This is a genomic window from Vogesella urethralis, from assembly GCF_007644045.2.
GTDB lineage: Bacteria > Pseudomonadota > Gammaproteobacteria > Burkholderiales > Chromobacteriaceae > Vogesella > Vogesella urethralis.
On the sequence record NZ_VMDW02000112.1, the window covers coordinates 18,429 to 39,234 of the forward strand.

The 20,806-nt window shown below is 63.1% G+C and carries 20 protein-coding genes; 10 read left to right on the forward strand and 10 right to left on the reverse strand.

The window, feature by feature from the left end; all coding sequences use genetic code 11:
* Positions 1–5 precede the first annotated feature (5 nt).
* The 4 genes from FLQ03_RS14565 to xseA all read right to left on the reverse strand — a co-directional run bounded on the left by FLQ03_RS14565 (position 6) and on the right by xseA (position 4,913).
* Positions 6–1,313, reverse strand: a complete 1,308-nt coding sequence (locus FLQ03_RS14565) for a murein hydrolase activator EnvC family protein (protein ID WP_144373652.1) — start codon at positions 1,311–1,313, stop codon at positions 6–8.
* A complete protein-coding gene (gene gpmI, locus FLQ03_RS14570) occupies positions 1,310–2,836 on the reverse strand; it encodes a 2,3-bisphosphoglycerate-independent phosphoglycerate mutase (protein ID WP_144373653.1) in 1,527 nt (508 codons plus the stop codon). Before gpmI ends, FLQ03_RS14565 begins: the two co-directional genes overlap by 4 nt.
* Before the next feature lie 154 nt (positions 2,837–2,990).
* Positions 2,991–3,440 (reverse strand): DUF4442 domain-containing protein, encoded by a 450-nt coding sequence (locus tag FLQ03_RS14575; RefSeq protein WP_144373654.1) that lies wholly within the window; start codon positions 3,438–3,440, stop codon positions 2,991–2,993.
* Between the two features lie 117 nt (positions 3,441–3,557).
* Positions 3,558–4,913, reverse strand: coding sequence for an exodeoxyribonuclease VII large subunit (gene xseA / locus FLQ03_RS14580; RefSeq protein ID WP_144373685.1), 1,356 nt, complete (start codon positions 4,911–4,913; stop codon positions 3,558–3,560).
* Positions 4,914–5,278: 365 nt separating this feature from the next.
* Between xseA and FLQ03_RS14585 the strand changes: the two genes are divergently transcribed.
* Genes FLQ03_RS14585 through adk form a run of 6 tightly spaced genes read left to right on the forward strand, consistent with a single transcriptional unit; the run spans position 5,279 to position 8,945 of the window.
* The gene (locus FLQ03_RS14585) at positions 5,279–5,890 is read left to right on the forward strand and encodes a MotA/TolQ/ExbB proton channel family protein (protein WP_144373655.1); all 612 of its coding nucleotides are present in this window, start codon (positions 5,279–5,281) and stop codon (positions 5,888–5,890) included.
* An 8-nt stretch (positions 5,891–5,898) separates the two neighbouring features.
* Positions 5,899–6,318: an ExbD/TolR family protein gene (locus tag FLQ03_RS14590; RefSeq protein WP_144373656.1), complete on the forward strand. Its 420-nt coding sequence runs from the start codon at positions 5,899–5,901 to the stop codon at positions 6,316–6,318.
* On the forward strand, positions 6,315–7,331 hold the full coding sequence (gene lpxK / locus FLQ03_RS14595; protein WP_144373657.1) for a tetraacyldisaccharide 4'-kinase: 1,017 nt from the start codon (positions 6,315–6,317) through the stop codon (positions 7,329–7,331). Before FLQ03_RS14590 ends, lpxK begins: the two co-directional genes overlap by 4 nt.
* A complete protein-coding gene (locus tag FLQ03_RS14600; RefSeq protein WP_144373658.1) occupies positions 7,312–7,494 on the forward strand; it encodes a Trm112 family protein in 183 nt (60 codons plus the stop codon). Before lpxK ends, FLQ03_RS14600 begins: the two co-directional genes overlap by 20 nt.
* A complete protein-coding gene (gene kdsB, locus FLQ03_RS14605) occupies positions 7,491–8,276 on the forward strand; it encodes a 3-deoxy-manno-octulosonate cytidylyltransferase (protein WP_144373659.1) in 786 nt (261 codons plus the stop codon). The genes FLQ03_RS14600 and kdsB overlap by 4 nt, the downstream gene beginning before the upstream one ends.
* A 12-nt stretch (positions 8,277–8,288) precedes the next feature.
* A complete protein-coding gene (adk, locus tag FLQ03_RS14610) occupies positions 8,289–8,945 on the forward strand; it encodes an adenylate kinase (protein WP_144373660.1) in 657 nt (218 codons plus the stop codon).
* A gap of 117 nt (positions 8,946–9,062) precedes the next feature.
* Here adk and FLQ03_RS14615 read toward each other — a convergent pair whose 3' ends face one another.
* Together FLQ03_RS14615 and FLQ03_RS14620 are read right to left on the reverse strand one after the other, a co-directional pair.
* Positions 9,063–10,676, reverse strand: a complete 1,614-nt coding sequence (locus FLQ03_RS14615; protein ID WP_144373661.1) for a DUF3369 domain-containing protein — start codon at positions 10,674–10,676, stop codon at positions 9,063–9,065.
* 9 nt (positions 10,677–10,685) lie between these two features.
* On the reverse strand, positions 10,686–11,972 hold the full coding sequence (locus tag FLQ03_RS14620; RefSeq protein WP_144373662.1) for a sensor histidine kinase: 1,287 nt from the start codon (positions 11,970–11,972) through the stop codon (positions 10,686–10,688).
* Here FLQ03_RS14620 and FLQ03_RS14625 point away from each other — a divergent pair.
* The 4 genes from FLQ03_RS14625 (at position 11,934) to FLQ03_RS14640 (ending at position 16,575) form a co-directional block, all read left to right on the forward strand.
* Positions 11,934–12,407, forward strand: coding sequence for a hypothetical protein (locus FLQ03_RS14625; RefSeq protein WP_144373663.1), 474 nt, complete (start codon positions 11,934–11,936; stop codon positions 12,405–12,407). The genes FLQ03_RS14620 and FLQ03_RS14625 overlap by 39 nt on opposite strands.
* 17 nt (positions 12,408–12,424) lie before the next feature.
* Positions 12,425–14,329: a molecular chaperone HtpG gene (htpG, locus tag FLQ03_RS14630; RefSeq protein WP_144373664.1), complete on the forward strand. Its 1,905-nt coding sequence runs from the start codon at positions 12,425–12,427 to the stop codon at positions 14,327–14,329.
* Positions 14,330–14,490: 161 nt separating this feature from the next.
* A complete protein-coding gene (locus FLQ03_RS14635) occupies positions 14,491–15,084 on the forward strand; it encodes a 3'-5' exonuclease (RefSeq protein ID WP_144373665.1) in 594 nt (197 codons plus the stop codon).
* Positions 15,085–15,159: 75 nt separating this feature from the next.
* The gene (locus FLQ03_RS14640) at positions 15,160–16,575 is read left to right on the forward strand and encodes an exonuclease domain-containing protein (RefSeq protein ID WP_144373666.1); all 1,416 of its coding nucleotides are present in this window, start codon (positions 15,160–15,162) and stop codon (positions 16,573–16,575) included.
* Positions 16,576–17,000: 425 nt separating this feature from the next.
* Here FLQ03_RS14640 and FLQ03_RS14645 read toward each other — a convergent pair whose 3' ends face one another.
* The 4 genes from FLQ03_RS14645 to flhF are packed head-to-tail and all read right to left on the reverse strand — an operon-like array spanning position 17,001 to position 20,806.
* Entirely contained in the window at positions 17,001–17,750 is a 750-nt protein-coding gene (locus FLQ03_RS14645; protein WP_144373667.1) for a flagellar motor protein, read from the reverse strand.
* Between the two features lie 18 nt (positions 17,751–17,768).
* On the reverse strand, positions 17,769–18,494 hold the full coding sequence (locus FLQ03_RS14650; RefSeq protein WP_240802282.1) for an RNA polymerase sigma factor FliA: 726 nt from the start codon (positions 18,492–18,494) through the stop codon (positions 17,769–17,771).
* 19 nt (positions 18,495–18,513) lie between these two features.
* Positions 18,514–19,374 carry a MinD/ParA family ATP-binding protein gene (locus FLQ03_RS14655; RefSeq protein ID WP_144373669.1) on the reverse strand — a complete coding sequence of 287 codons (861 nt, stop codon included), beginning with the start codon at positions 19,372–19,374 and terminating at the stop codon, positions 18,514–18,516.
* Between the two features lie 4 nt (positions 19,375–19,378).
* On the reverse strand, positions 19,379–20,806 hold the full coding sequence (gene flhF / locus FLQ03_RS14660; RefSeq protein ID WP_144373670.1) for a flagellar biosynthesis GTPase FlhF: 1,428 nt from the start codon (positions 20,804–20,806) through the stop codon (positions 19,379–19,381).

Sequence of the window (20,806 nt, forward strand, 5' to 3'; positions counted from 1 at the left end):
CCGGGTCAGCGTGCCCAGGATTGGGGATTGATTGGTCTGCCCATGTAGCGCAGCTCGAAATACAGGCCGGTTTCGCCGCTTTCCATGCTGCCGGTGGTGCCCAGCACATCGCCGGCCTTGACCGCGGCACCGTTGCCGCGGGCCATGGCCGAGAAGCCGGTGTACACGGTGAGGTAGTTGCCGCCATGGTCGATGATCATGGCGTTGCCAAAGCCTCGCAGCCAGTCAGCATAGACTACCGTACCATCAGCGACAACGCGTACCGGCGTACCCGGCGCGGTGCGGATAAACAGGCCTTTCCAGCTATTGCCTTCGCCGCGTGCGGCGCCAAAGCGACCGGCCACTTCGCCGGCCACCGGCAGCTTCATGCGGCCTTGCAGGCTCTTGAAGGCGCGGCCGGCGGCACTGCCGTCTACCACGTCGTCCACCACTTCCGGCTTGGCCGGTTTGGCCGGTTCCGGCGGCGGTTTCTTGCCCTGCTTCTTGGCCTCGGCAATCTGCTGGCGGCGCTTCTCTGCGGCCAACCTGGCGGCCTCTTCACGCGCTTTCTTGGCGGCGGCGGCTTTCTTGATGGCTTCCTGGCGACGGCGCTCGATCTCGGCATTGATGCGCGCGATCAGCACGGTCAGTTGTTTCTCGTCTTCCTTCAGCTGCTGCAGCCGGGTTTGCTGGGTGCGGATGCTGGCGTCCAGTTGACTGACCTGCGCTTCGCGCTGGTTCTTGGCGGCCTCGATGCGGCGCTTTTGCTGCACTTTTTCGGCCGACATGCGGCCCAGGCGTACCAACTCGTCTTCCAGGCGCTCGGTAATGGCTTGCAGCTGAATTTCTTGGTCGCGCAGCTTGGCAATCAGTTCCTGCTGCGCGCGCGAAATATGGGTGTAGTAGGTGAGGTCGCGTGCGGCCTGGTTGGGGTCGCCCTGATTGAACATCAGGTTCATCGCGTCGTGCTGGCCGCGTTTATAGGTGCTGGCCAGCAGCTTGCCCACGCGCTGGCGGGTTTCCGCCACCTTCATGCGGATGCCCAGCAGCTCCTGCTGGTATTGCTCCAGCTGGCTGCTGGAGTTGCCTTGCTTTTGCTCCAGCACGTTCAGCGCGGCGTGGGTCGCCTCCAGCGCCTCTTCCGATTCAGCGATGGCGGTGGCGGTTTGCTTGCGCGCGGCTTCCTTCTGCGCAATGTCCTGCTGCAGGGTGGTAATGGCCTTGCGCACGCTTTGCAGATCCTGCTGCGGGGCAGCAGGATCCAGCGCTTTGCCGGCCGGCGCCGCGAAGGCGGCGGCACTGGCCAGCAGGGTTAGCGACAGCAGTGTTTTCACTGGAACTCGATCAGCGATTGGCCGGTCATGTCGGCCGGTTGTTCAAGGCCCATCATGGCCAGCAGCGACGGTGCGATGTCGCGCAGCGCGCCACCGTCCTTGATGCGGGCCGGGCGGCCAACGTACAGGAACGGCACTTTCTGCAGCGTGTGCTGGGTGTGCGGCTGATGGTTCAGGTTGTCGAACATTTGCTCGCAGTTGCCGTGATCGGCGGTAACCAGCACTTCGCCCCCGGCGGCCAGCATGGCGTCCACGCAGCGTTGCACGCAGCTATCCAGCGCTTCCACGGCTTTGACAGCGGCGTCGAACACGCCGGAGTGGCCCACCATGTCGCCGTTGGCGTAGTTGCAGATGATGGCCGCGTACTGGCCGCTCTGGATGGCCGCCACGATCTTGTCGGTGACTTCCGGTGCGTTCATTTCCGGCTGCAGGTCGTAGGTGGCCACCTTCGGCGACGGTACCAGGATGCGGTCTTCGCCCGGGTAGACCTGTTCTTCGCCACCGTTGAAGAAGTAGGTGACGTGCGGGTATTTCTCGGTTTCGGCAATGCGCAGCTGCTTCAGGCCCAGGCCGGACAGGTATTCGCCCAGGCCGTTGCTGATTTTCTGCGGCGCGTAGGCCACCGGGTGTTTGTAGGCTTCGCCGTAGCTGGTGAGGCTGGCGTACAGCGCAAACTTGGGCTGGCGTACGGCAAAGCCGTCGAAGGCCGGGTCGGTCAGCGCGGTGGTCAGCTGGCGGGCGCGGTCGGCGCGGAAGTTCATGAACACGGCCACGTCGCCATCCTGCATTTTCAGCGGCGCGCCGATGACCGTGGGTTTGACGAACTCGTCGTTCTCGTCGCGGGCGTAGGCGGCGGCCAGTGCCTGCAGCGCGGTGTCGGCGTGGAATTCGGCTTCGCCTTCTACCACGGCGCGGTAGGCGCCTTCCATGCGCTCCCAGCGCTTGTCACGGTCCATGGCCCAGTAACGGCCGCTGACGCTGGCTACGCGGGCGTGCGGGCAGTCGGCCAGTACGTCCTGCAGGCGTTGCAGGTAGATTTCGGCGCTACGCGGCGGCGTGTCGCGGCCATCGAGGAAGGCGTGGACGGCAATGCGGCCAACCCCGGCCGCTTCGGCGGCGCGGATCAGCGCAAAAATGTGGTTTTCGTGGCTGTGCACGCCGCCGTCGGACTGCAGGCCCATCAGGTGCAGCGTGCTGCCGTTGGCTTTGGCGGTGGCGATGGCTTGTGCCAGGACTGGGTTGCTGGCAAAGGTGCCGGCTTCGATATCGCAATCGATGCGGCTGATGTCCTGCTGCACGATGCGGCCCGCGCCGATGTTGAGGTGGCCCACTTCGGAGTTGCCGAACTGGCCGCCGGGCAGGCCGACATTGTGTTCGGAGGCGTCGATGGTGCCGTAGGGATAGCGTGCTTTCAGCGCGTCCCAGTTCGGGGTGTTGGCGGCGAGGATGGCGTTGTCGTCGCCTTCCAGGCGGTGGCCGAAGCCGTCGAGAATCAGCAGTAGAACGGGCGTAACCTTGCTCATAAGTCTTCCGTGCGGGCGATCGTAAGGGCGCATGCAGGCCGGCTGCATGCAGGACTGACTGGGATAGTATTGTATCGCGCCTTGCCTGTCAGTGCTGCCGCAGGGGGCTGTTGGTAGGCCGCATGCTACATGCCGTTACCTGCCACCGGCTGGCTTAGCGGCCTTTCTTGCGCCGGATGTACAGCGTCTTGTGTACGCGGGCCACCACCTCGCCCTGGCTGTCCACCACGTCCACTTCCAGCTCCGGCAGGTATTTGTCGCCACCCGCGGTGGCGCCCCGTACTTCGTCCAGCCAGGCGTCCTGCAGCTGGAAACGGGCGGTTACCACGCCCTTGCCGGGTTTGATGTAGTCGACGCGGCCGGCTTTGTCCCACACGATGTAGTCGTTGCACAGGTTTTTCAGCGTCATCAGCATGTAGAACGGATCAGTCATGGCGTACAGGCTGCCGCCGAAGTGCACACCGACGTAATTGCGGTTGGAGAGGCCCAGACGCAGGCGCACTTCTACCTGCTTCCAGTCGGGGGCGATGCGCGATACACGGATGCCTGCGCCCCAGAACGGTGGCCACAAGTTGAAGACGGTTTTGGCGAGACGATGGTTCATGTGTGTGATGTGAAACGATTGTTTTAATTGTGCCATCGTCGATAATTTGTGCTGCTGCGTCAAGCGCTTGCTCTGGCAGCAGCTTGCCGGGTTGGCCGCGGCTGCGGCCAACCCGGTTCAGAACGGCAATTCGCTCTGTGTACCGCGCAGCGGTTCGATGCGGGCGGCGGTACGGCCTTCCGCCAGCTGGATCTGTACCTGCTCGCCGTGTTGCAGCTCGGCGGGGGAGCGCACCACGCGGCCGTCGGCGTGCTGCACGATGGCGTAGCCGCGGGCCAGCACCGCCTCGGGGTTCATTGCCAGCAGGGTGGCTTCCAGCTTGCCCAGCGCCAGCGTGGCCAAGCCCAGTTGCTGATGGGTAGCTGCGCGCAGCACCTGGCCGGCGTGTTGCAGGTGTTGCTGCTGGCGCGCAATGTCGGGGCGTTGCGTCGTCAGCCGCTGCTGCAGGCTGGCCACGTGCCACTGTCGGCGTTGCAGGCCTTGTTGCAGGCTGCGTTGCAGGCGGCCTTGCAGGTTGGCCAGTGCCTGTTGCTGGCGGCGCAGTTTCTCGCCCGGGTGTTGTAGGCGGCGGCCCAGGTAGTCCAGGCGCTGCATCTTGTCGGTGAGCAGGCGGCCCAGCGCGCGTTCCAGGTGGCGGCGAGTGAGGTCCAGCTGTTGCTGCATGGCTTCACGGCTGGGCGATACCATTTCGGCGGCGGCGGTGGGCGTGGGCGCGCGGCGGTCGGCCACGAAGTCGGCGATGGTGAAGTCGGTTTCATGGCCGACACCGCTGACCACCGGCAGCGTGCTGGCGGCGATGGCGCGGGCGACGGCTTCTTCATTGAACGCCCACAGGTCTTCGATGCTGCCACCGCCACGGCACACGATCAGCACGTCGACTTCCTGGCGGCGGTTGGCCGCAGCGATGGCGGCGGCAATCTGCTGCGCTGCTGTCTGGCCCTGTACCTGGCAGGGGTAGAGCACCACGTCAATGCTGGGCATGCGCCGGCGCAGGGTAGTCACCACATCGCGCAGCGCCGCGGCGGCAGGGGAGGTGACAATGCCCACCCGGCGCGGGTTGGCGGGCAGGGCCTGCTTGCGCCGATTGTCGAACAAGCCTTCGCGTTCCAGCTGCGCCTTCAGCCGCTCGTAGGCTTCATACAGTCGCCCCAGGCCGGCGGAGCGCATGCTGTCGACGTTGATCTGATAGTCGCCACGCGCTTCGTACAGGGTGACGGTGCCGCGCAGTTCGACCTGCATGCCTTCCTGCAGCCGGAAACCCAATGCCGCCAAGCGGTTACGGAACATCACGCAACGAACCTGGGCGCCGGCATCCTTGAGCGAGAAGTAGGCGTGGCCGGATGCCGCGAGCGTGAGGTTGGAGATTTCGCCGCCAATCCACAGCGGCGGCAGGCCGCTTTCCAGCAGGTCGCGGGCCATGCGGTTAAGGGAGCTGACGCTGATGACGTCGTTTTGTGATGCGCCGAAAATCATGCTTGTCAAGTCATCCACAGAGCGGGTGTAAGAAAAGGAAAGCCGATTGCTTATGCATGCGGGGTGCGTGTGTCGGAATTGAAAAAATCAAAAACGTTTAAAAACAATGGCTTATCTTGGTGGTGTAATTTGTGTGCAATGTAGCTGCAGGCTTGTTTTTACAGGCACATAGCGCCTTGTCTGGCCGTCATCCACAGAGTTATCCACAGTTTTTGTGGATGGCTGGCAAAACGCCTGAAAAAATCAGTACTTACGCTACACAGCTGACAGTGGCTCTAAGTTGGCCGCCTGGTGGCAATCGTGTTGCGCCGCCGCCGCCTACCCGATAAAGTTTAGCGCTTGCTCAATAAAGGGAGAAATCTCTCGTGCTGTCTATCATTGAAGCCGCCGGTTGGCCGATCTGGACCATCATCCTCGCTTCCGTCATCTCCCTGACCATTACCATTGAACGATTCTACAGCCTGCGCAGCGCGCTGGTGGTGCCCAAAGGCTTGCTGGCGCAAACGCTACAGCAGTTGCGCCGTGGCGGCGCCAGCCGGGACATGGTGGCCGAACTGCGCAGCCACTCGCCGCTGGGCCGTCTGTTGGCCGCCGGCCTGCGCCAGGCGGGTGCCCCGCGCGACGTGATGAAAGAAGCCATCGAGGACGAAGGCCGCATTGTGGCTCACGAACTGGAACGCTATCTGACCACGCTGGGCACCATCGCGGCCATGGCACCGTTGCTGGGGCTGCTGGGTACCGTCATCGGCATGATCGAGATTTTCGGTTCGCAATCGCCCGCCGGCACCGACCCGCGCGTACTGGCGCACGGTATCTCGGTGGCGCTGTACAACACCGCCTTCGGCTTGATCGTGGCGATCCCCAGCATGATCTTCTACCGCCACTTCCGTGCCCGCGTGGATGACTTCCTGGTGGAAATGGAAGCCCAGGCTGTACGCCTGGTGGAAGCCATCCACGGCGACCGCCACGGCGACTAGGAGCGGCCATGAACTTTCGTCGACGCGGCCATCGGGAAGAGCCGGAAATCAATTTCATCCCGCTGATCGACCTGCTGTTGGTGATCCTCATCTTCCTGATGGTGACCACCACGTACTCGCGCTTTTCGGAGCTGCAGGTCAGCCTGCCGCAGGCCGAAGGCAAGGCCGAGGAAAAGAAAAACGCCGAACTGCGGGTAGAAGTGAGCCGCGGTGGTGACTATCTGGTCAACGGCCGGCGCCCGGACGATAAATCGGTCGCGGCGCTGGCCAAACTGCTGCAAACGCTGTCGAGCGGCAAGCAGAGCCCGGTGGTGATTATTAGCGCTGACGCCCAGGCCACCCATCAGGCCGTGGTGTCGGTGATGGAGGCGGCCCGCGTGGCCGGCCTGTCGCAGCTGACCTTTGCCACGCAAACGGTGACGCCATGAGCCGCCTGGAGCGGCACTGGTACCGCCCGGTCTGGTGGATGACAGCCCTTCTGGCCCTGCCTGAAGGGCTGTTTGCGCTGTTGGCCGCGCTGCGCCGCCTGCTGTACCGCTGTGGCATCAAGACCGTGACCACGCTGCCGGTGCCGGTGGTGATCATCGGTAACATCAATGTCGGCGGCGTCGGCAAGACACCCCTCACCGAAAGCCTGCTGCGCGATTTTGCCGCGCGCGGCGTCAAGGCCGGGGTAATCAGCCGCGGTTACGGCGGCAGCCACCGCCAGCCCACGCTGGTGTCGGCGGCGACGCCAGCCAGCCTGGTCGGCGACGAGCCCTTGCTGCTGGCGGCTACCGGCGCGCCGGTAGCGGTGGGGCGCGATCGTATCGCCGCCGCCCGCCTGCTGCTGGCGCAGCATCCGGACCTGCAGCTGATCCTCAGTGACGACGGCCTGCAACACTACGCGCTGGGCCGTACGCTGGAAATTGCGGTGCTGGACGGGGAGCGCGGGCTGGGTAACGGCCACCTGTTGCCTGCCGGCCCCTTGCGCGAACCGCCGGCGCGCTTGCGCAGCGTGGACGCCATCGTGGTCAACGGTGGTGATGCCGGGCAGTTGGCGCTGCCGGCCTCGGTACCGTGCTTTCGCCAGACGCTGGCGCCGGGGGCCTTCTACCGTGCGGCCAACCCTGCCGAAATCCGCTGCGCGGCCGATTTTGCCGCCGAACAGGTGGTGGCGCTGGCCGGCATTGGCAACCCGCATCGATTCTTTGCCACCCTGCAACAGCAGGGAGTGGTTTTGCAACGCAGCATCGCACTGCCGGATCACCATCCGCTAGCAGAATCGGACTTGCCAGCCGATGCCGACGCCGTCATCGTTACCGCCAAGGACGCGGTGAAGTTGCAGTGCGTCAATCATGCTAGACTATGGGTTCTGCCTGTCATGGCCAGGCTGGAACCCGATCTGGCCGCGTGGATACTGTCCCGACTGAAAGAAAGCAATGGACGCAAAATTTCTTGAAATCCTGGTCTGCCCGCTGTGCAAGGGCCCGCTGGTACTGAACAAGGCCAACCAGGAACTGATCTGCAAGGGTGACCGCCTGGCGTTCCCCATCCGCGACGGCATCCCGATGATGCTGGAAGGCGAAGCCCGCGAGCTGCCGCCAGAGGAAGAAGTGCAATGAGCGGCTTCCTGGTGGTGATTCCGGCACGGCTGTCGTCCAGCCGCCTGCCGGAAAAGCCGCTGGCCGACATCGGCGGCAAGCCGATGGTGGTACGTGTGGCCGAGCGCGCGGCGCTGTCGGCCGCCAGCCGCGTGATCGTGGCAACCGATCATCCAAGCATTGTCGCGGCCTGCCAGGCCCATGGAGTGGAGGTGGTGCTGACCCGCGCCGACCACCCCAGCGGTACCGACCGCCTGGCCGAAGTGGCCAGCCTGCTGGCGCTGCCCGACGATGCGGTGGTGGTGAATGTGCAAGGCGACGAGCCGCTGATCGACCCCGCCCTGATCGACGCCCTGGCGGCGCTGATGCAGGACGGTACGCTGCCGATGGCGACGCTGGCGCACAACATTCACCTCGCAGAAGACATGTTCAACCCGAACGTGGTGAAGGTGGTGGTGAACAAACAGGGCAGGGCGCTGTACTTCAGCCGCGCCCCCATCCCATTTGCCCGCGACGCCTTCGCGGCCGACCGCAACACCCTGCCGGCCGGCCTGCCGGTGTACCGACATATCGGCATGTACGCCTACCGTGCCAGCCTGCTGCATACCTACAGCCAGCTGGCGCCGGCACCGCTGGAGCAGTTCGAGGCACTCGAACAGCTGCGCATGCTGTGGCACGGTTTCGATATTGCTGTCGAATGCGTAGCAGACGCGCCGCCGGCCGGTGTGGACACACCGGAAGACCTGGCCCGTGTTCGCGCCATCGTGGCGGCCAAGCTTTCCGATAACACAACAAGTGAATGATGGGAGTAAACGATGAAGTTGATTCTGTTGGGCGCACCGGGCGCCGGTAAGGGTACCCAGGCAAACTACATCAAGGAAAAATTCGGCATTCCGCAGATTTCCACCGGTGACATGCTGCGTGCTGCGGTAAAGGCCGGCACCCCGCTGGGCGTGGAAGCCAAGAAGATCATGGATGCCGGCGGCCTGGTCCGTGACGACATCATCATCGGTCTGGTGAAAGAGCGTATCGCCGAAGCCGATTGCGCCAACGGTTTCCTGTTTGACGGTTTCCCGCGCACCATCCCGCAAGCCGAAGCGATGAAAGAAGCCGGCGTGGATATCGACTACGTGGTCGAAATCGACGTGCCGGACGAAAACATCATCGATCGCATGTCCGGCCGCCGCGTGCACGTGGCTTCCGGCCGTACCTACCACGTCAAGTACAACCCGCCGAAAGCGGAAGGCGTGGACGACGAGACCGGCGAGCCGCTGGTACAGCGTGATGACGACAAGGCAGAAACCGTGAAGAAGCGCCTGGACGTGTACCACGAGCAGACAGAAGTGCTGGTGGGTTTCTACTCGCAGATGGCCGCTTCCGGCGACGCCAAAGCGCCGAAGTACGTGAAGATCGACGGTACCCAGGCGGTAGAAGTCGTTCGCGATACCGTACTGGCCGCCTTGGGCGCCTGAGCGTAGCCAAACGGCAAACAAAGGCGGGGGTAACCCCGCTTTTTTCGTTTGCAGCTGCCTGCCTGCTAAATAAAAAAGCCTGCCACACTGGCAGGCTTTTTTGTGGCCGGCGCGGGCTCAGTGGTCTGCCTTGTCGCGCTCCAGTGGCCCCAGCAGTGGTGCCGGCAGGCGGCGTTCGTTGACCAGCTGCATCAGTGCGGTGACCACATTGGGGTCGAACTGGGTATTGGCACGCCCGGCGATGTAATCCAGTACCTCCTGCAGCGGCCACGGTTCTTTGTACGGGCGCTTGTGCAGCAGCGCGTCGAACACGTCCACCACGGCCACAATACGGGCCGACAGCGGAATATCCTGGCCTTTGAGTTTGTGCGGGTAGCCGCTGCCGTCAAAGTATTCATGGTGGCCGCCGGCAATGTCGGCGCCCATCGACAGGTAGCTGACGCCTTCCACCATGGTGCTGGCCTTGCGCAGGATGTTGGCGCCGATAGTGGCGTGCTGCTCCATGATCAGGCGCTCTTCCGGGTCCAGGCGGCCGGGCTTGAACAGGATATGGTCCGGGGTTCCCACTTTGCCTACGTCGTGCAGGATACTGGCCATGCCGATCATTTCCATGAAGCGAGGTGTCAGATCTTGGCTATACACGCCCATGCGCTGCAGTTCGCCGGCAATGGCATCACTTAGCAGCTGAACGCGTAGTACGTGTTCACCGGTATCGGTATCGCGGAATTCGGCCAGATCGGCTAGCGCGACGACGGTGGCCTCCTGTGAGCTGATCAGCTGCGAGTACAGATACAGGTTGTCGTAGGCGGAAGAGATGCGCTGACAATACACCTCCAGCAGGCTGCGCTCCACGTCTTCCAGCGGCCACGGCGGCGAGAAGTGCACCACGAATTCGCGACCGTTCTGCGACGAGATGTACAGGATATCCAGCGGGTGGCGGTAGACGTTCACCTTGTTGCTTAACGCTTCCTTGATGGCGGCGTGCAGGTCGGGGAAGTTGCGGGCGATTTCGCTATCGTTCTTGTTCAGCAAGCCCTCAAACGCACCGGTAGCGGCCAGTACTTCCAGCTGTGGGCGGCCGGCATTGTGCGTGTTTTCCATGCACAGCACGCCATCCGTTCCCACGTCCAGAATGGCGCTGATCTGCTTCAGTACGCCGGACGCAAACTCTTTCAGCGAGCGCAGCCGGTACAGGTCGCTGGCGCCTTCCAGGATCTTGGACAGGCCCTGGCGGTTTTTCTCGATGGCGATCAGGTTTTCGTAAGCGCGCAGCGAGGCGATGACGGTGGTGAACAGCTTTTGCACCGTCAGCTCGGTTTTGGTTTTGTAGTCGTTGATGTCGTAATTGAGGATGACTTCCTGCTCTGGCGCCTGCCCGGGCTGACCGGTACGCAGCACGATACGCGACACGGTATTGCCCAGTTCATTGCGGATGCGCTCCACCAGGCGCAAACCGGCGTCGTCGGTTTCCATCACCACGTCTAACAGGATCAGCGCGATATCGGGGTGCTGGCGCAGTAGCTCGAAGCCTTCGGCGGCGCTGTAAGCACTGTGCAGGGCGAGCGGACGTTCTTTGTAGCGCAGGTCCTTGATGGCGAGGCGAGTAGCACTGTGGACGTCCTTTTCATCATCGATGATCAGCACGTTCCAAGGGCGGCGTTGCGGTGTACCGCATTCCGGTTCGCTAATGTCATCCAGCAGCCAGTCTTCGTTGTTGTTCAGTTCGCTCATGCTGGTTCCTTACGCTTGTTGTTCTGGTGCCACGCAGGGCAGGGTTACGGTAAAGCGGGTCCCCTCTCCCACCATACTGTCCACGGTAATGTTACCCCCCAGGCGCTTGAAGACAATATTGAAGACGATGTGCAAGCCCAGACCGCTGCCGCCATTGCCCCGCTTGGTAGTGAAGAAGGGCTCGAAAATGCGTTCCAGATTGTCTTTGGGGATGCCGCGACCGTCGTCGCTGACCAGCAAGCGCACCCGGTTGCCGGACAAGGTATCGGCTTTCAGCAAGATGGTGCCTTCCTGCTCTTCATCATAGGCATGAAGCAGGGCATTCATCACCAGATTTGTGACCACCTGCGACAAGGCGCCGGGAAAACTGTCCATATCCAGCCCTTCCGGGCAGTCGATTTCCACCTGGATGTGCGAACGTCGCAGCTTGGGCCGCAGGCTGGTAATGACTTCGTGCAGGTATTCGTTCAGGTCGAAGGTGCGGCGCGCCTCGCTGGTCTGGTCTACCGCCACTTGCTTGAAGCTGTGGATCAGGTTGGCCGCCCGTTCGGCGTTACTCAGGATCAGGGCCGACGATTCTTCCGCATTTTGCAGGTAATCCTGCAACTCGCTTTTCTTGATCTGGCCGCTGCTGAACTGGCTGACAATCTGCTGGGTTGCCAGCGACAGGTGCGAGGCGGCGGTGAGGGTAATGCCGACCGGGGTATTGATCTCGTGTGCCACGCCGGCTACCAGTCCGCCTAGCGAGGCCAGCTTTTCGGTGCGGATCAGCGTGTCCTGGGTATCCAGCAGTTGCTGATAGGCGCTTTCGGCGCGTTCTTTTTGCTCAAGTGCGCCGGACTCGGCGTCGCGGCGTAGTACCAGTTCCTTGCTGATTTTCTGGGTAATGGCATTGACGCCGTGTACCAGCTCCGAAAACTCGGAAAAGCGGGCTTCCGGCAGCATGATGTTTTCGTTGGCCTCCAGCCGCGAGGCCCGCACCAGCGCAGCGTGCAGCTCCTTGATCGGCGAGAACACATAGCCGCGCAGCAGCAACATCAGGATGATGGACAGGCTGACGGCCACCAGCACCGCCTGTATCACCTGGCGCAGGATTTCGCTTTCAATGCGGTCGTTGATACGGGCGCGCGACAGATAGATGGTGACATTGCCCAGGTTATCGCGCTGCTGGTACAGCACCGGTAGCACCAGGCTCTCGTCGGCTTTGACCGTTTCGTCTTTCTTCAGATTGACCACTCGGCCATCGGGCAGGTTCTGGTGGCCCAGGTACAGGCCGGCGTCGCCTTCGACCCGCATACCCACCACGGCGGCAGATTCCAGCTCGGCGTCCAGCGTGAGGCGGATGAACTCGTCGTCCAGCTGCCATACGCCGTGCGGCAGCGACAGCGCCAGCCGTTGTTTCAGGCCGTCCTTCAGCGCTTGGTAATCCTGTTCTTCCAGCGCCAGCGTACTGCGGTACTAGGCAAAGCCGGTAGCGCCCAGTACCAGCAGCAGGGCAAACAGGATCCAGATCAGCAAGCGTACCTTGATGCTATGCATGGTCGTTCCGTATTTCGGTTTGTTGTTTCATCTTACGACAGCGTGGCGGTGCTTTTGCGCAAAAAAGCGTACGGGTCTGGCCGTGGTGTGATGGACGTCGCCAAAATGCCGCAGCGGCCAACCCTGCCAGCGGTAGGGGTTGGGGGCTTGAAATCGGTGCGGCCAACCCTATCTTGCGCTTACCGTCGTTAATTACTCAGACAGACACTATGAGCGCACAGAAAGAAACCCTGGGTTTTCAGACCGAAGTCAAACAGCTTTTGAAGCTGATGATCCACTCCCTGTACTCCAACAAGGAGATCTTCCTGCGTGAGCTGGTTTCCAACGCCAGCGATGCGGCCGACAAGCTGCGTTTCGAGGGCCTGAACAATGCGGCCCTGTTCGAGAACGACCCGGATCTGAAAATCCGCATCGCGGTAGACAGCGATGCCAAGACCATCACCATCACCGACAACGGCATCGGCATGAGCCGTGACGAAGTGATCGCCAACATCGGTACCATCGCCAAGTCCGGTACCAAGGCTTTCTTCGAGCAGCTGTCCGGCGACGCCAAGAAAGACGCCAACCTGATCGGCCAGTTCGGTGTGGGCTTTTACTCGGCCTTCATCGTGGCCGACAAGGTCACGCTGACCACCCGCCGTGCCGGCGCTGCTGCCAGTGAAGGCGTGCGCTGGGAGTCGGCCGGTGAGGGCGACTTCACGCTGGAGCAGGTAGAAAAAGCCGAGCGCGGTACCGAGATCGTGCTGCACCTGAAAGAGGGCAACGAGGAATTCCTCAACGACTGGTCGCTGAAGCGCATCGTGCGTACCTATTCCGACCACATCTCCATCCCCATCGAGATGAAAAAGGGCAACAGCTACGGCGAAAACGGCGAAGTCATCGTCAGCGACGACTTTGAAACCGTCAACGAAGCCTCCGCGCTGTGGACCCGCAGCAAGAACGACATCAGCGAAGAGCAGTACAAGGAGTTCTACAAGCACGTTGCCCACGACTTCACCGACCCGCTGGCCTGGAGCCACGCCCGCGTCGAAGGCCGCCAGGAGTACACCGAGCTGCTGTACATCCCGTCGCGCGCCCCGTTCGACATGTGGGACCGCGACCGCAAGCAGGGTGTGAAACTGTACGTGCGCCGCGTGTTCATCATGGAAGACAGCAACAAGCTGATGCCGCAGTACCTGCGCTTCGTGCGCGGCGTTATCGACAGCAACGACCTGCCGCTGAACGTGTCGCGCGAAATCCTGCAGGAATCGAAGGACATCGACGCCATCCGCGCCGGCTGCGTGAAGAAAGTGCTGGGCCTGCTGGAAGACCTGGCCAATAACCAGCCGGAAAAATACGCCGACTTCTGGAAAGAATTCGGCCAGGTGCTGAAAGAAGGCGTCGGCGAAGACTTCGGCAACAAGGAGCGCATCGCCAAGCTGCTGCGCTTCGTGTCCACCGCGAGCGACGGCGACGTACCCACCGTGTCGCTGGCGGACTATGTTGGCCGCATGAAAGAAGGCCAGGACAAAATCTACTTCATCACTGCCGATACGCTGTCTGCCGCGCGTAACAGCCCGCACCTGGAAGTATTCAAGAAGAAGGGTGTGGAGGTGCTGCTGCTGACCGACCGCGTCGACGAGTGGGTGACCGGCTCGCTGACCGAGTTTGATGGCAAGAAGCTGCAATCGGTGGCCAAAGGCGCGCTGGACTTGGGCGCGCTGGAAGACGAAGCCGACAAGGAAGCGCAAAAGCAGGTGGAAGAAGCCGCCAAGCCGGTGGTAGAGCTGGTACAGAAAGCGCTGGGCGAACGTGTGAAGGACGTCCGTGCCACCGCCCGCCTGACCGATAGCCCGGCTTGCCTGGTGGTGGGCGAGCACGACATGAGTGCCCACCTAGAGCGCATGCTGAAAGCCGCCGGCCAGCCGGTACCGGAAGGTGCCAAGCCGACGCTGGAAATCAACCCCGAGCACGTGCTGGTGAAACGCCTGGCCGCCGAGTCCGACGACAACCGTCGCGAAGACCTGGCCAATGTGCTGTACGACCAGGCGCTGCTGGCCGAAGGCGGCAAGCTGGAAGACCCGGCCGCGTTCGTGAAGCGCATCAACAAGCTGATGCTGGAACTGTCGGCCTGAGGCTGAAGGTTGGCCGCACGCTGCTAGCCGCTCTTCGGGGCGGCTTTTTCTTGCCTGCCGGCGGCCCGCGACGGCTAGCCGGTCTGCCGTTCGCTTTTCTTTGCGTGTCTTTTTGCCGATTCTGTGGCAAAAAGACGCTTTGCCCGTTTGCCGTTATCGCCATGAAGATTACCCGCCATATCCCGAAAGAAGAAATCAAGGCGCTGCCGCCGTTTGCCGCGCTGGGCCTGGCGCAGATCACGCTGGTACGCGACGACGCCGCGCTGGCGGCCGCCATTGACGCCCTGCAGGGCCACACCGTGCTGGGTTTTGATACCGAGTCGCGGCCAACCTTCCACAAGGGCCAGCAGCCCACCGGGCCGCACCTGGTGCAGTTGGCCAGCGCCGACCACGCCTGGCTGTTTCCGCTGGGGGAGGGGCCGATGCCGGCGCCGCTGGCCCAGTTGCTGTCACGCCCGGGCCTGACGCTGGCCGGTTTCGACCTCAGCTCCGACCGTGCCCACCTGAAAAACCGCTTCGGCGTGACTGATCTGAACCTGCTGGACCTGGGCAACCTGTTCCAGTGCGAGGACAAGCGGCTGACCATTGGCGCCGTGCAGGCAGTGGCGCAGCTGTTCGGCCAGTATTTCCGCAAGTCGAAAAAGCAGTCCACCTCCAACTGGTCGCTGCGCGAGCTGTCCGACGCGCAGCAGCTGTACGCGGCCAACGATGCTTGGGTAGCATGGCGGGTGTGGCAGGCGCTGCAGCCGGCTTGACCCCGGCTGTCACTGTGATAGGCTGCGCCTCCTGCCTGCGGGCAGCCTTCACGTCGAATTTTCCGAGTATTTTCAATGCTGTTTGAGCAAGCCCTGGCCATCGTGGACCTGGAAACCACCGGTGGCCATATCACCCGCGACCGGATTACCGAAGTCGGCCTGATCCTGGTGGACGGCGAGCGCGTGGAGCGCATCGACTTCCTGGTCAACCCGGGGCAGACCATCCCCGCCTTCATCGAACAGATGACCGGCATCAGCAATGCGATGGTGGCCGACGCGCCGCCGTTTGCCGACATCGCCGCCGAGCTGCTGGAAAAGCTGCAGGGCCGCCTGTTCATCGCGCACAACGTGCGTTTCGACTACGGCTTCCTGAAGAACGAATTCAAACGCGTCGGCCTGAGCTTCCGCAGCGACGTGCTATGCACCGTCAAGCTGTCGCGCCGGCTGTACCCGCAGCACTACAAGCACAACCTCGACAGCATCATCGCCCGCCACGGCATTGTGCTGGCCGAACGCCATCGCGCGCTGGCCGACGCCGAAGCGGTGTACCAGTTCTTGCAGCAAACGTTGCAGACGCTGGGCCGGCAGACGGTGGAAGATGCCGCCCGCGAACTGATGGCCTTGCCGTCGGTGCCGCCGGGGCTGGACCCGGAAGTGGTGGACAACCTGCCCGACGTGCCCGGCGTCTACCTGTTCTTTGACGAGAAGCGGCTGCCGCTGTACGTGGGCAAGAGCGTCAACCTGCGCAGCCGCGTGTTGTCGCACTTCAGCGGTGACCACCGCCAGCACAAGGAAATGCGCATCAGCCAGGAAATCCGGCACGTGGAGTGGGTGGAGACCGTGGGCGAGTTCGGCGCCTTGCTGCTGGAACTGCAGCTGATCAAGGACAAGAAGCCGCTGCACAACCAGCGCGGCCGGCTGGAACAGGAGCTGTGCACGTTGCAGTTGGCGCGCGATGGCGATGGCTTTCTGCTGCCGCGCATCGTCTACGCCCGCGATATGGACTTTGCCCGCCTGGATGCCATTTACGGCCTGTTCCGTACCCAGAAAGAGGCCAAAAAGGCGCTGACCGAGCTGTGCGAGGCCAACGGCCTCTGCCAGACCTGTCTGCAGCTGGAAAAGCGCGGCGCACGCAAGGGCGCCTGCTTTGCCTACCAGATCGGCCGCTGCAAGGGCGCCTGTATCGGCAAGGAAGACGCCGACCATCACAACCTGCGCCTGCTGCATGCGCTGGGCAAGATCAAGGTGAAAAGCTGGCCGTACCCGGGGCCGGTGGCGGTACGCGAGACCGACCCGGTGAGCGGCGAGTGGGAAGAGCACCTGTTCGACCGCTGGTGTTACCTGGGTAGCCGCCGCGACGAGGCGCAGGCGCCGCAGGGCACGCCGCGCTTTGATGTGGATACCTATAAGCTGCTGGCGTCGTTCATCAAGAAGCCGATGGACAACGCCGAGCTGCGCCAGCTGGCGCCTGCCAGCGCTTCTGTTGCATAAAGCACAAGGCCACCCGCAGGGTTAATGCCAGTCAGTTAGGCGAATGTGCTTGGTTTTCAAGTAGCAGGACGTGAGTGAAGCGCCCCATCCCGTTGGCGCGAGCCGGTCAAAATGGTGCGCCCCAGGTTTTAAGACGCCGATTTGTTTGAGCCCCGAGCCGTTAGCGAGGGGCGAGTTCGGCGGCGCCTGGGGCGTGCCATTTTGGACGGGGTTTCGAGCAGCCCCGGGTTGCGGGGGAATGAAAAGGGGGCGGCAATCCGCCCCCTTTCCCGTCTGCCGGGCGGAACCGGCATGTAAACATCGTCCGCATCGCGGACACAAAAGCATTCCTGAAAGCAGCAAACTCCTAGCCAAAAAGACGCCAGTCAGCGTTAACTGACTAGCATTAACCCGCAGGGTGGCCTTGTGCTTTTAACGGCGTGTGATTAGCTGTTGATGCTGGCAAAACCGCGCAGCCGGGCCTCGATCAGGCGCGGGTTTTCGCCGTTGGCGATGGCCACTACGCCTTCCATCACCAGCTCCTTGGCAGTACTTTCCAGCCGGATCAGGTGTTTCAGCTTGGTGGCCATCGGCAGGAACAGCAGGTTGGCCGCACCCACACCGTACACGGTGGCGACGAAAGCCACGGCAATGCCGCCACCCAGCTTCGACGGGTCGGACAGGTTTTCCATCACGTGGATCAGGCCCAGCACGGCCCCCAGAATACCCATGGTGGGCGAGTAGCCACCGGCCGATTCCCAGATCTTGGCGGCTTGCTTGCGGCTGTGTTCGTGGCTATCCAGCTCGGTTTCCAGTACTTCGCGGATGCTTTGCGGCTCGCCACCGTCCACCAGCATCTGCAATGCCTTCTTGGTGAACGGGTCTTTCTGGCTGTTGACGAAGCCTTCCAGCGCCAGCAGGCCGCCACGGCGCGAGGTCTGGCTCCAGGTGACGATCTCGCGGATCTGCTTGTCGTATTCGAACAGCGGCGGGCTGAATACCCAGCGTGCCATGCGCAGGCCGGTGACAAACTGCTTGGGCGTGCTTTGCAGCATCACCGCGCTGGCCGTGCCACCGATAACGATAAGAAAGGCAGTGAGCTGCAGCAGCGAGCCCAGGTGGCCGCCTTCCAGCGCCTGGCCGGCCAGGATGGCGGTGAGGCCACCCAGCACGGCAACGATACTGATCTTGTCCAAAGTCGGTTTTCTCTAGGTTCAGGTCCACTCGCGCAGGCGGGTGCGCAAGCGGGCGATGGCTTGGCTGTGCAGCTGACAGACGCGCGATTCGGATACACCGAGCACGGCGCCGATTTCCTTCAGGTTCAACTCCTGCTCGTAATACAGCGCCATCACCAGCTGGTCGCGCTCCGGCAGCAGCTTGATGGCATCTACCAGGGCGCTGCGGAAACCGTCGTCGCTGAGTACGGCCAGCGGTTCGATGCCATTATCGTCGGCAATATTGTCGATACCGTGGGTGGGGTTGCCGTCGTCGTCCTGGAAGTCTTCAAAGTGCACCAAGCCCACGCCACGGCACTCGCCCAGCATGGCCTGGTATTCGTCCAGCGGCAGCTGCATGAAATCGGCGATTTCGCTTTCGATCGGCGAACGGCCCAGTTGCTGTTCCAGCTTGTGGATGGCGTCTTCGATCTGGCGGCTGTTGCGGCGCGTCTGGCGCGGCATCCAGTCTTCGCGGCGCAGCTCGTCCAGCATGGCGCCACGGATGCGCTGGCTGGCAAAGGTTTCGAATTGCACACCCTGCGCCGGGTCGAACTGTTTGGCGGCCTCCATCAGGCCGATCACGCCGACCTGGATCAGGTCGTTGATGTCGACGCTGGCCGGCAGCCGTGCCACCAGCATGCTGGCCAGCTTTTTCACCAGCGGCGTGTACTGCTCGATGTCGATCGCCGGGCGGGTTTCGGCCGCCTGGGCGTATGCCCGCATTTTGTGATGCACTGCCATGTCAGGGCCCTGTCAAGTCTGCAAGCGATTTGGTGGTCATCAGTAAGTGTTCCAGATAACTGCTGCGCGGCGCACTCTGGTCGGGCGCGTGCCAGCGCGGCAGCATCTCGGCCAGCTGGCGATAGGCCAGCGCAGCCTCGCAGTCGGCAAACGCTTCTACCGTGGGGCGGCGCAGCGTCTGGCTCTTGCGTACAGTATTGTCCAGCGGCACGAAGCCTACCCAGCGCAATGCTACCGACAGGTAGTCGCCGGCCACGCTGTTCAGGCGGTTGAACACCGCCTGGGCTTCGCCAAAATCCTGCGCCCGGTTTACCAGTATATTGAATCGGCGCCGTGCGTACTCGGCGGCCAAGCGCTTCAGGCTGGCGTAGCCCTGGGTCAGGCTGTCGGCGTCCGGGCTCAGTACCAGCACCAGATTATCGGCAATGCAGGCCGGCGCCGGGTCTTCGGCGATGGCCGGGCAGTCGATCAGCAGCACGCTGCTGTCGGCTTCTACCGAGGCAAACTCGTTGGCCAGCCGTCGCCACAGCCTGGGCGACAGCCGCGTGCGGTCGTCGCTGCTGGCTGCCAGGTTGACCAGATTGAGGCCATAACGGTTCGCCACCATCAGCTCGTTGATACCACCCAGGCTAATGGCCAGGCTGGCAAAGGTGCCGGTGGCCGGTAAGCCCAGGCGCCGTGCTTGCTGGTGGCCGGGCTGGTGTTCTATCAGCAGCGGGCGCCCGCCGGCCAGTGCCAGGCTGGCGGCCAACTCGCCCACCAGCGTACTGACACCGCTGCCTTCGCCGCCGATGAAGGCGAAGCTGGGTGGGTAGTCGGCCTTGGCGCGTTGCAGGCGCAGGCTGGACGCTTGATCGCTCATGGTGTCAGCCCAGCCAGCCCGATTGCGCGGCGTTGAGGATGGCCATTTCGTCGCCGGCGGGGTTGAACGGCGAGTTCTGCTGCGCGGCGCGCAGGGCGCGGTCGATCAGTAGCTCGGCGTGGGCGGCGTGAATGTCTTCCGGCACGCGCTGGCCGTTGGTCACGTAGAACAGGCGCAGCCGGTTGCGGATGACCACGTCCAAGCTGGGGCCCAGCGCCAGCGCCTCGTCGATCTTGGATACGATGGCGCCGGTCAGGCCGTCGCCCTTGTAGTGACGTACCACGTCTTCCAGCGTATGGCCGTCGGCGTTGGCCGCCAGCAGCAGCAGGCGCTGTACCGGGCGGCCGGCCTGGTTGAACATCTCGAGCTGGCTTTGCACGCGCGCGTCGCGTTGGCCCATGCCGACGGTGTCGATCAGTACCACCTTGCGCGGCGTCAGGTCAGCCAGCGTCAATTGCAGGTCACCTTCGTTTTGCACCGAAAACACCGGCACGCCCAGAATCTTGCCGTAGATGCGCAGCTGGTCCTGCGCGCCGATACGATAGGTATCGGTGGTAATCAGCGCCACGCTCTGCGCGCCGTAGCGCATGGTGGCGCGTGCGGCCAACTTGGCGACGGTAGTGGTCTTGCCGACGCCGGTAGGGCCGACCAGCGCGTAGATGCCGCCGGCTTCGATCGGGTCGTGCAGCGGGTCCATGCACTTCAGGTTGTGGATCAGCGCCGAGCGCGCCCACTTTTGCGCGACGTCGCCGTCGTATTGCGGTGGCAACTTTTGCGTCAGCTGGCGGATCAGCGCCGAGCTGAAGCCGGCAGTCAGCAGGTGGCGAAACAGTTCGGTGCGATTGGGGGCACGCTGCTCCATGTCAGACCAGGCAAAGCCGGCCAACTGGCTTTGCAGCAGGCTGCGCAGCTGCTTGATCTCGTCGCTGATCTGCTTCAGCTCTTGCGCCATCTGCTCGCGGTCCTGCTCGGCCGCGGGGTCGGCACGTCGCGGGTTGGCCGCTGCGGCTGGCTGGGCGGCCGTGCGGCGGCTACTGGCCTGCACGTGCTCCAGAAACGGTTGCGGCTGATTGCGTGGCGGTTCTGGCGGTGGTGGGGGCGGCGGCGGCGGGGCTGGCGGCTCTTCCAGCGGTTCCACCGGCATGGCGTAGGTGCGTGCCAGCGCGCGGTTGACCGCTGGCGATACTTGCTGTTGCGGTGCGGGGCTGACGGGGGCCGGCTGTTGCGGCACGTTGCGTGGCGGTTTGGGCTGCGAAGGCGGCGTCAGCGTGGTGGCCAGTGCCGACACGTCGGCATCGGCTACGGCCATGATCTCTACCCCGCCGCCCAACGTGGGACGGTTGGACAGGATCAACGCGTCAGCGCCAAGCTCTTCCCGAACCTGGCGCAATGCATCGCGTGTGGTTTTGCCGTAGAACTTTCTGACGACCAT

Excerpts from the sequence above, each read along its gene's own strand:
- gpmI (WP_144373653.1), bottom strand. The coding sequence starts at position 2,836 with ATGAGCAAGGTTACGCCCGTTCTACTGCTGATTCTCGACGGCTTCGGC.
- FLQ03_RS14575 (WP_144373654.1), bottom strand. The coding sequence starts at position 3,440 with ATGAACCATCGTCTCGCCAAAACCGTCTTCAACTTGTGGCCACCGTTC.
- xseA (WP_144373685.1), bottom strand. The coding sequence starts at position 4,913 with ATGATTTTCGGCGCATCACAAAACGACGTCATCAGCGTCAGCTCCCTT.
- FLQ03_RS14590 (WP_144373656.1), top strand. The coding sequence starts at position 5,899 with ATGAACTTTCGTCGACGCGGCCATCGGGAAGAGCCGGAAATCAATTTC.
- lpxK (WP_144373657.1), top strand. The coding sequence starts at position 6,315 with ATGAGCCGCCTGGAGCGGCACTGGTACCGCCCGGTCTGGTGGATGACA.
- FLQ03_RS14600 (WP_144373658.1), top strand. The coding sequence starts at position 7,312 with ATGGACGCAAAATTTCTTGAAATCCTGGTCTGCCCGCTGTGCAAGGGC.
- kdsB (WP_144373659.1), top strand. The coding sequence starts at position 7,491 with ATGAGCGGCTTCCTGGTGGTGATTCCGGCACGGCTGTCGTCCAGCCGC.
- adk (WP_144373660.1), top strand. The coding sequence starts at position 8,289 with ATGAAGTTGATTCTGTTGGGCGCACCGGGCGCCGGTAAGGGTACCCAG.
- FLQ03_RS14615 (WP_144373661.1), bottom strand. The coding sequence starts at position 10,676 with ATGAGCGAACTGAACAACAACGAAGACTGGCTGCTGGATGACATTAGC.
- FLQ03_RS14620 (WP_144373662.1), bottom strand. The coding sequence starts at position 11,972 with ATGCGGGTCGAAGGCGACGCCGGCCTGTACCTGGGCCACCAGAACCTG.
- htpG (WP_144373664.1), top strand. The coding sequence starts at position 12,425 with ATGAGCGCACAGAAAGAAACCCTGGGTTTTCAGACCGAAGTCAAACAG.
- FLQ03_RS14635 (WP_144373665.1), top strand. The coding sequence starts at position 14,491 with ATGAAGATTACCCGCCATATCCCGAAAGAAGAAATCAAGGCGCTGCCG.
- FLQ03_RS14640 (WP_144373666.1), top strand. The coding sequence starts at position 15,160 with ATGCTGTTTGAGCAAGCCCTGGCCATCGTGGACCTGGAAACCACCGGT.
- FLQ03_RS14650 (WP_240802282.1), bottom strand. The coding sequence starts at position 18,494 with ATGCGGGCATACGCCCAGGCGGCCGAAACCCGCCCGGCGATCGACATC.
- FLQ03_RS14655 (WP_144373669.1), bottom strand. The coding sequence starts at position 19,374 with ATGAGCGATCAAGCGTCCAGCCTGCGCCTGCAACGCGCCAAGGCCGAC.
- flhF (WP_144373670.1), bottom strand. The coding sequence starts at position 20,806 with ATGGTCGTCAGAAAGTTCTACGGCAAAACCACACGCGATGCATTGCGC.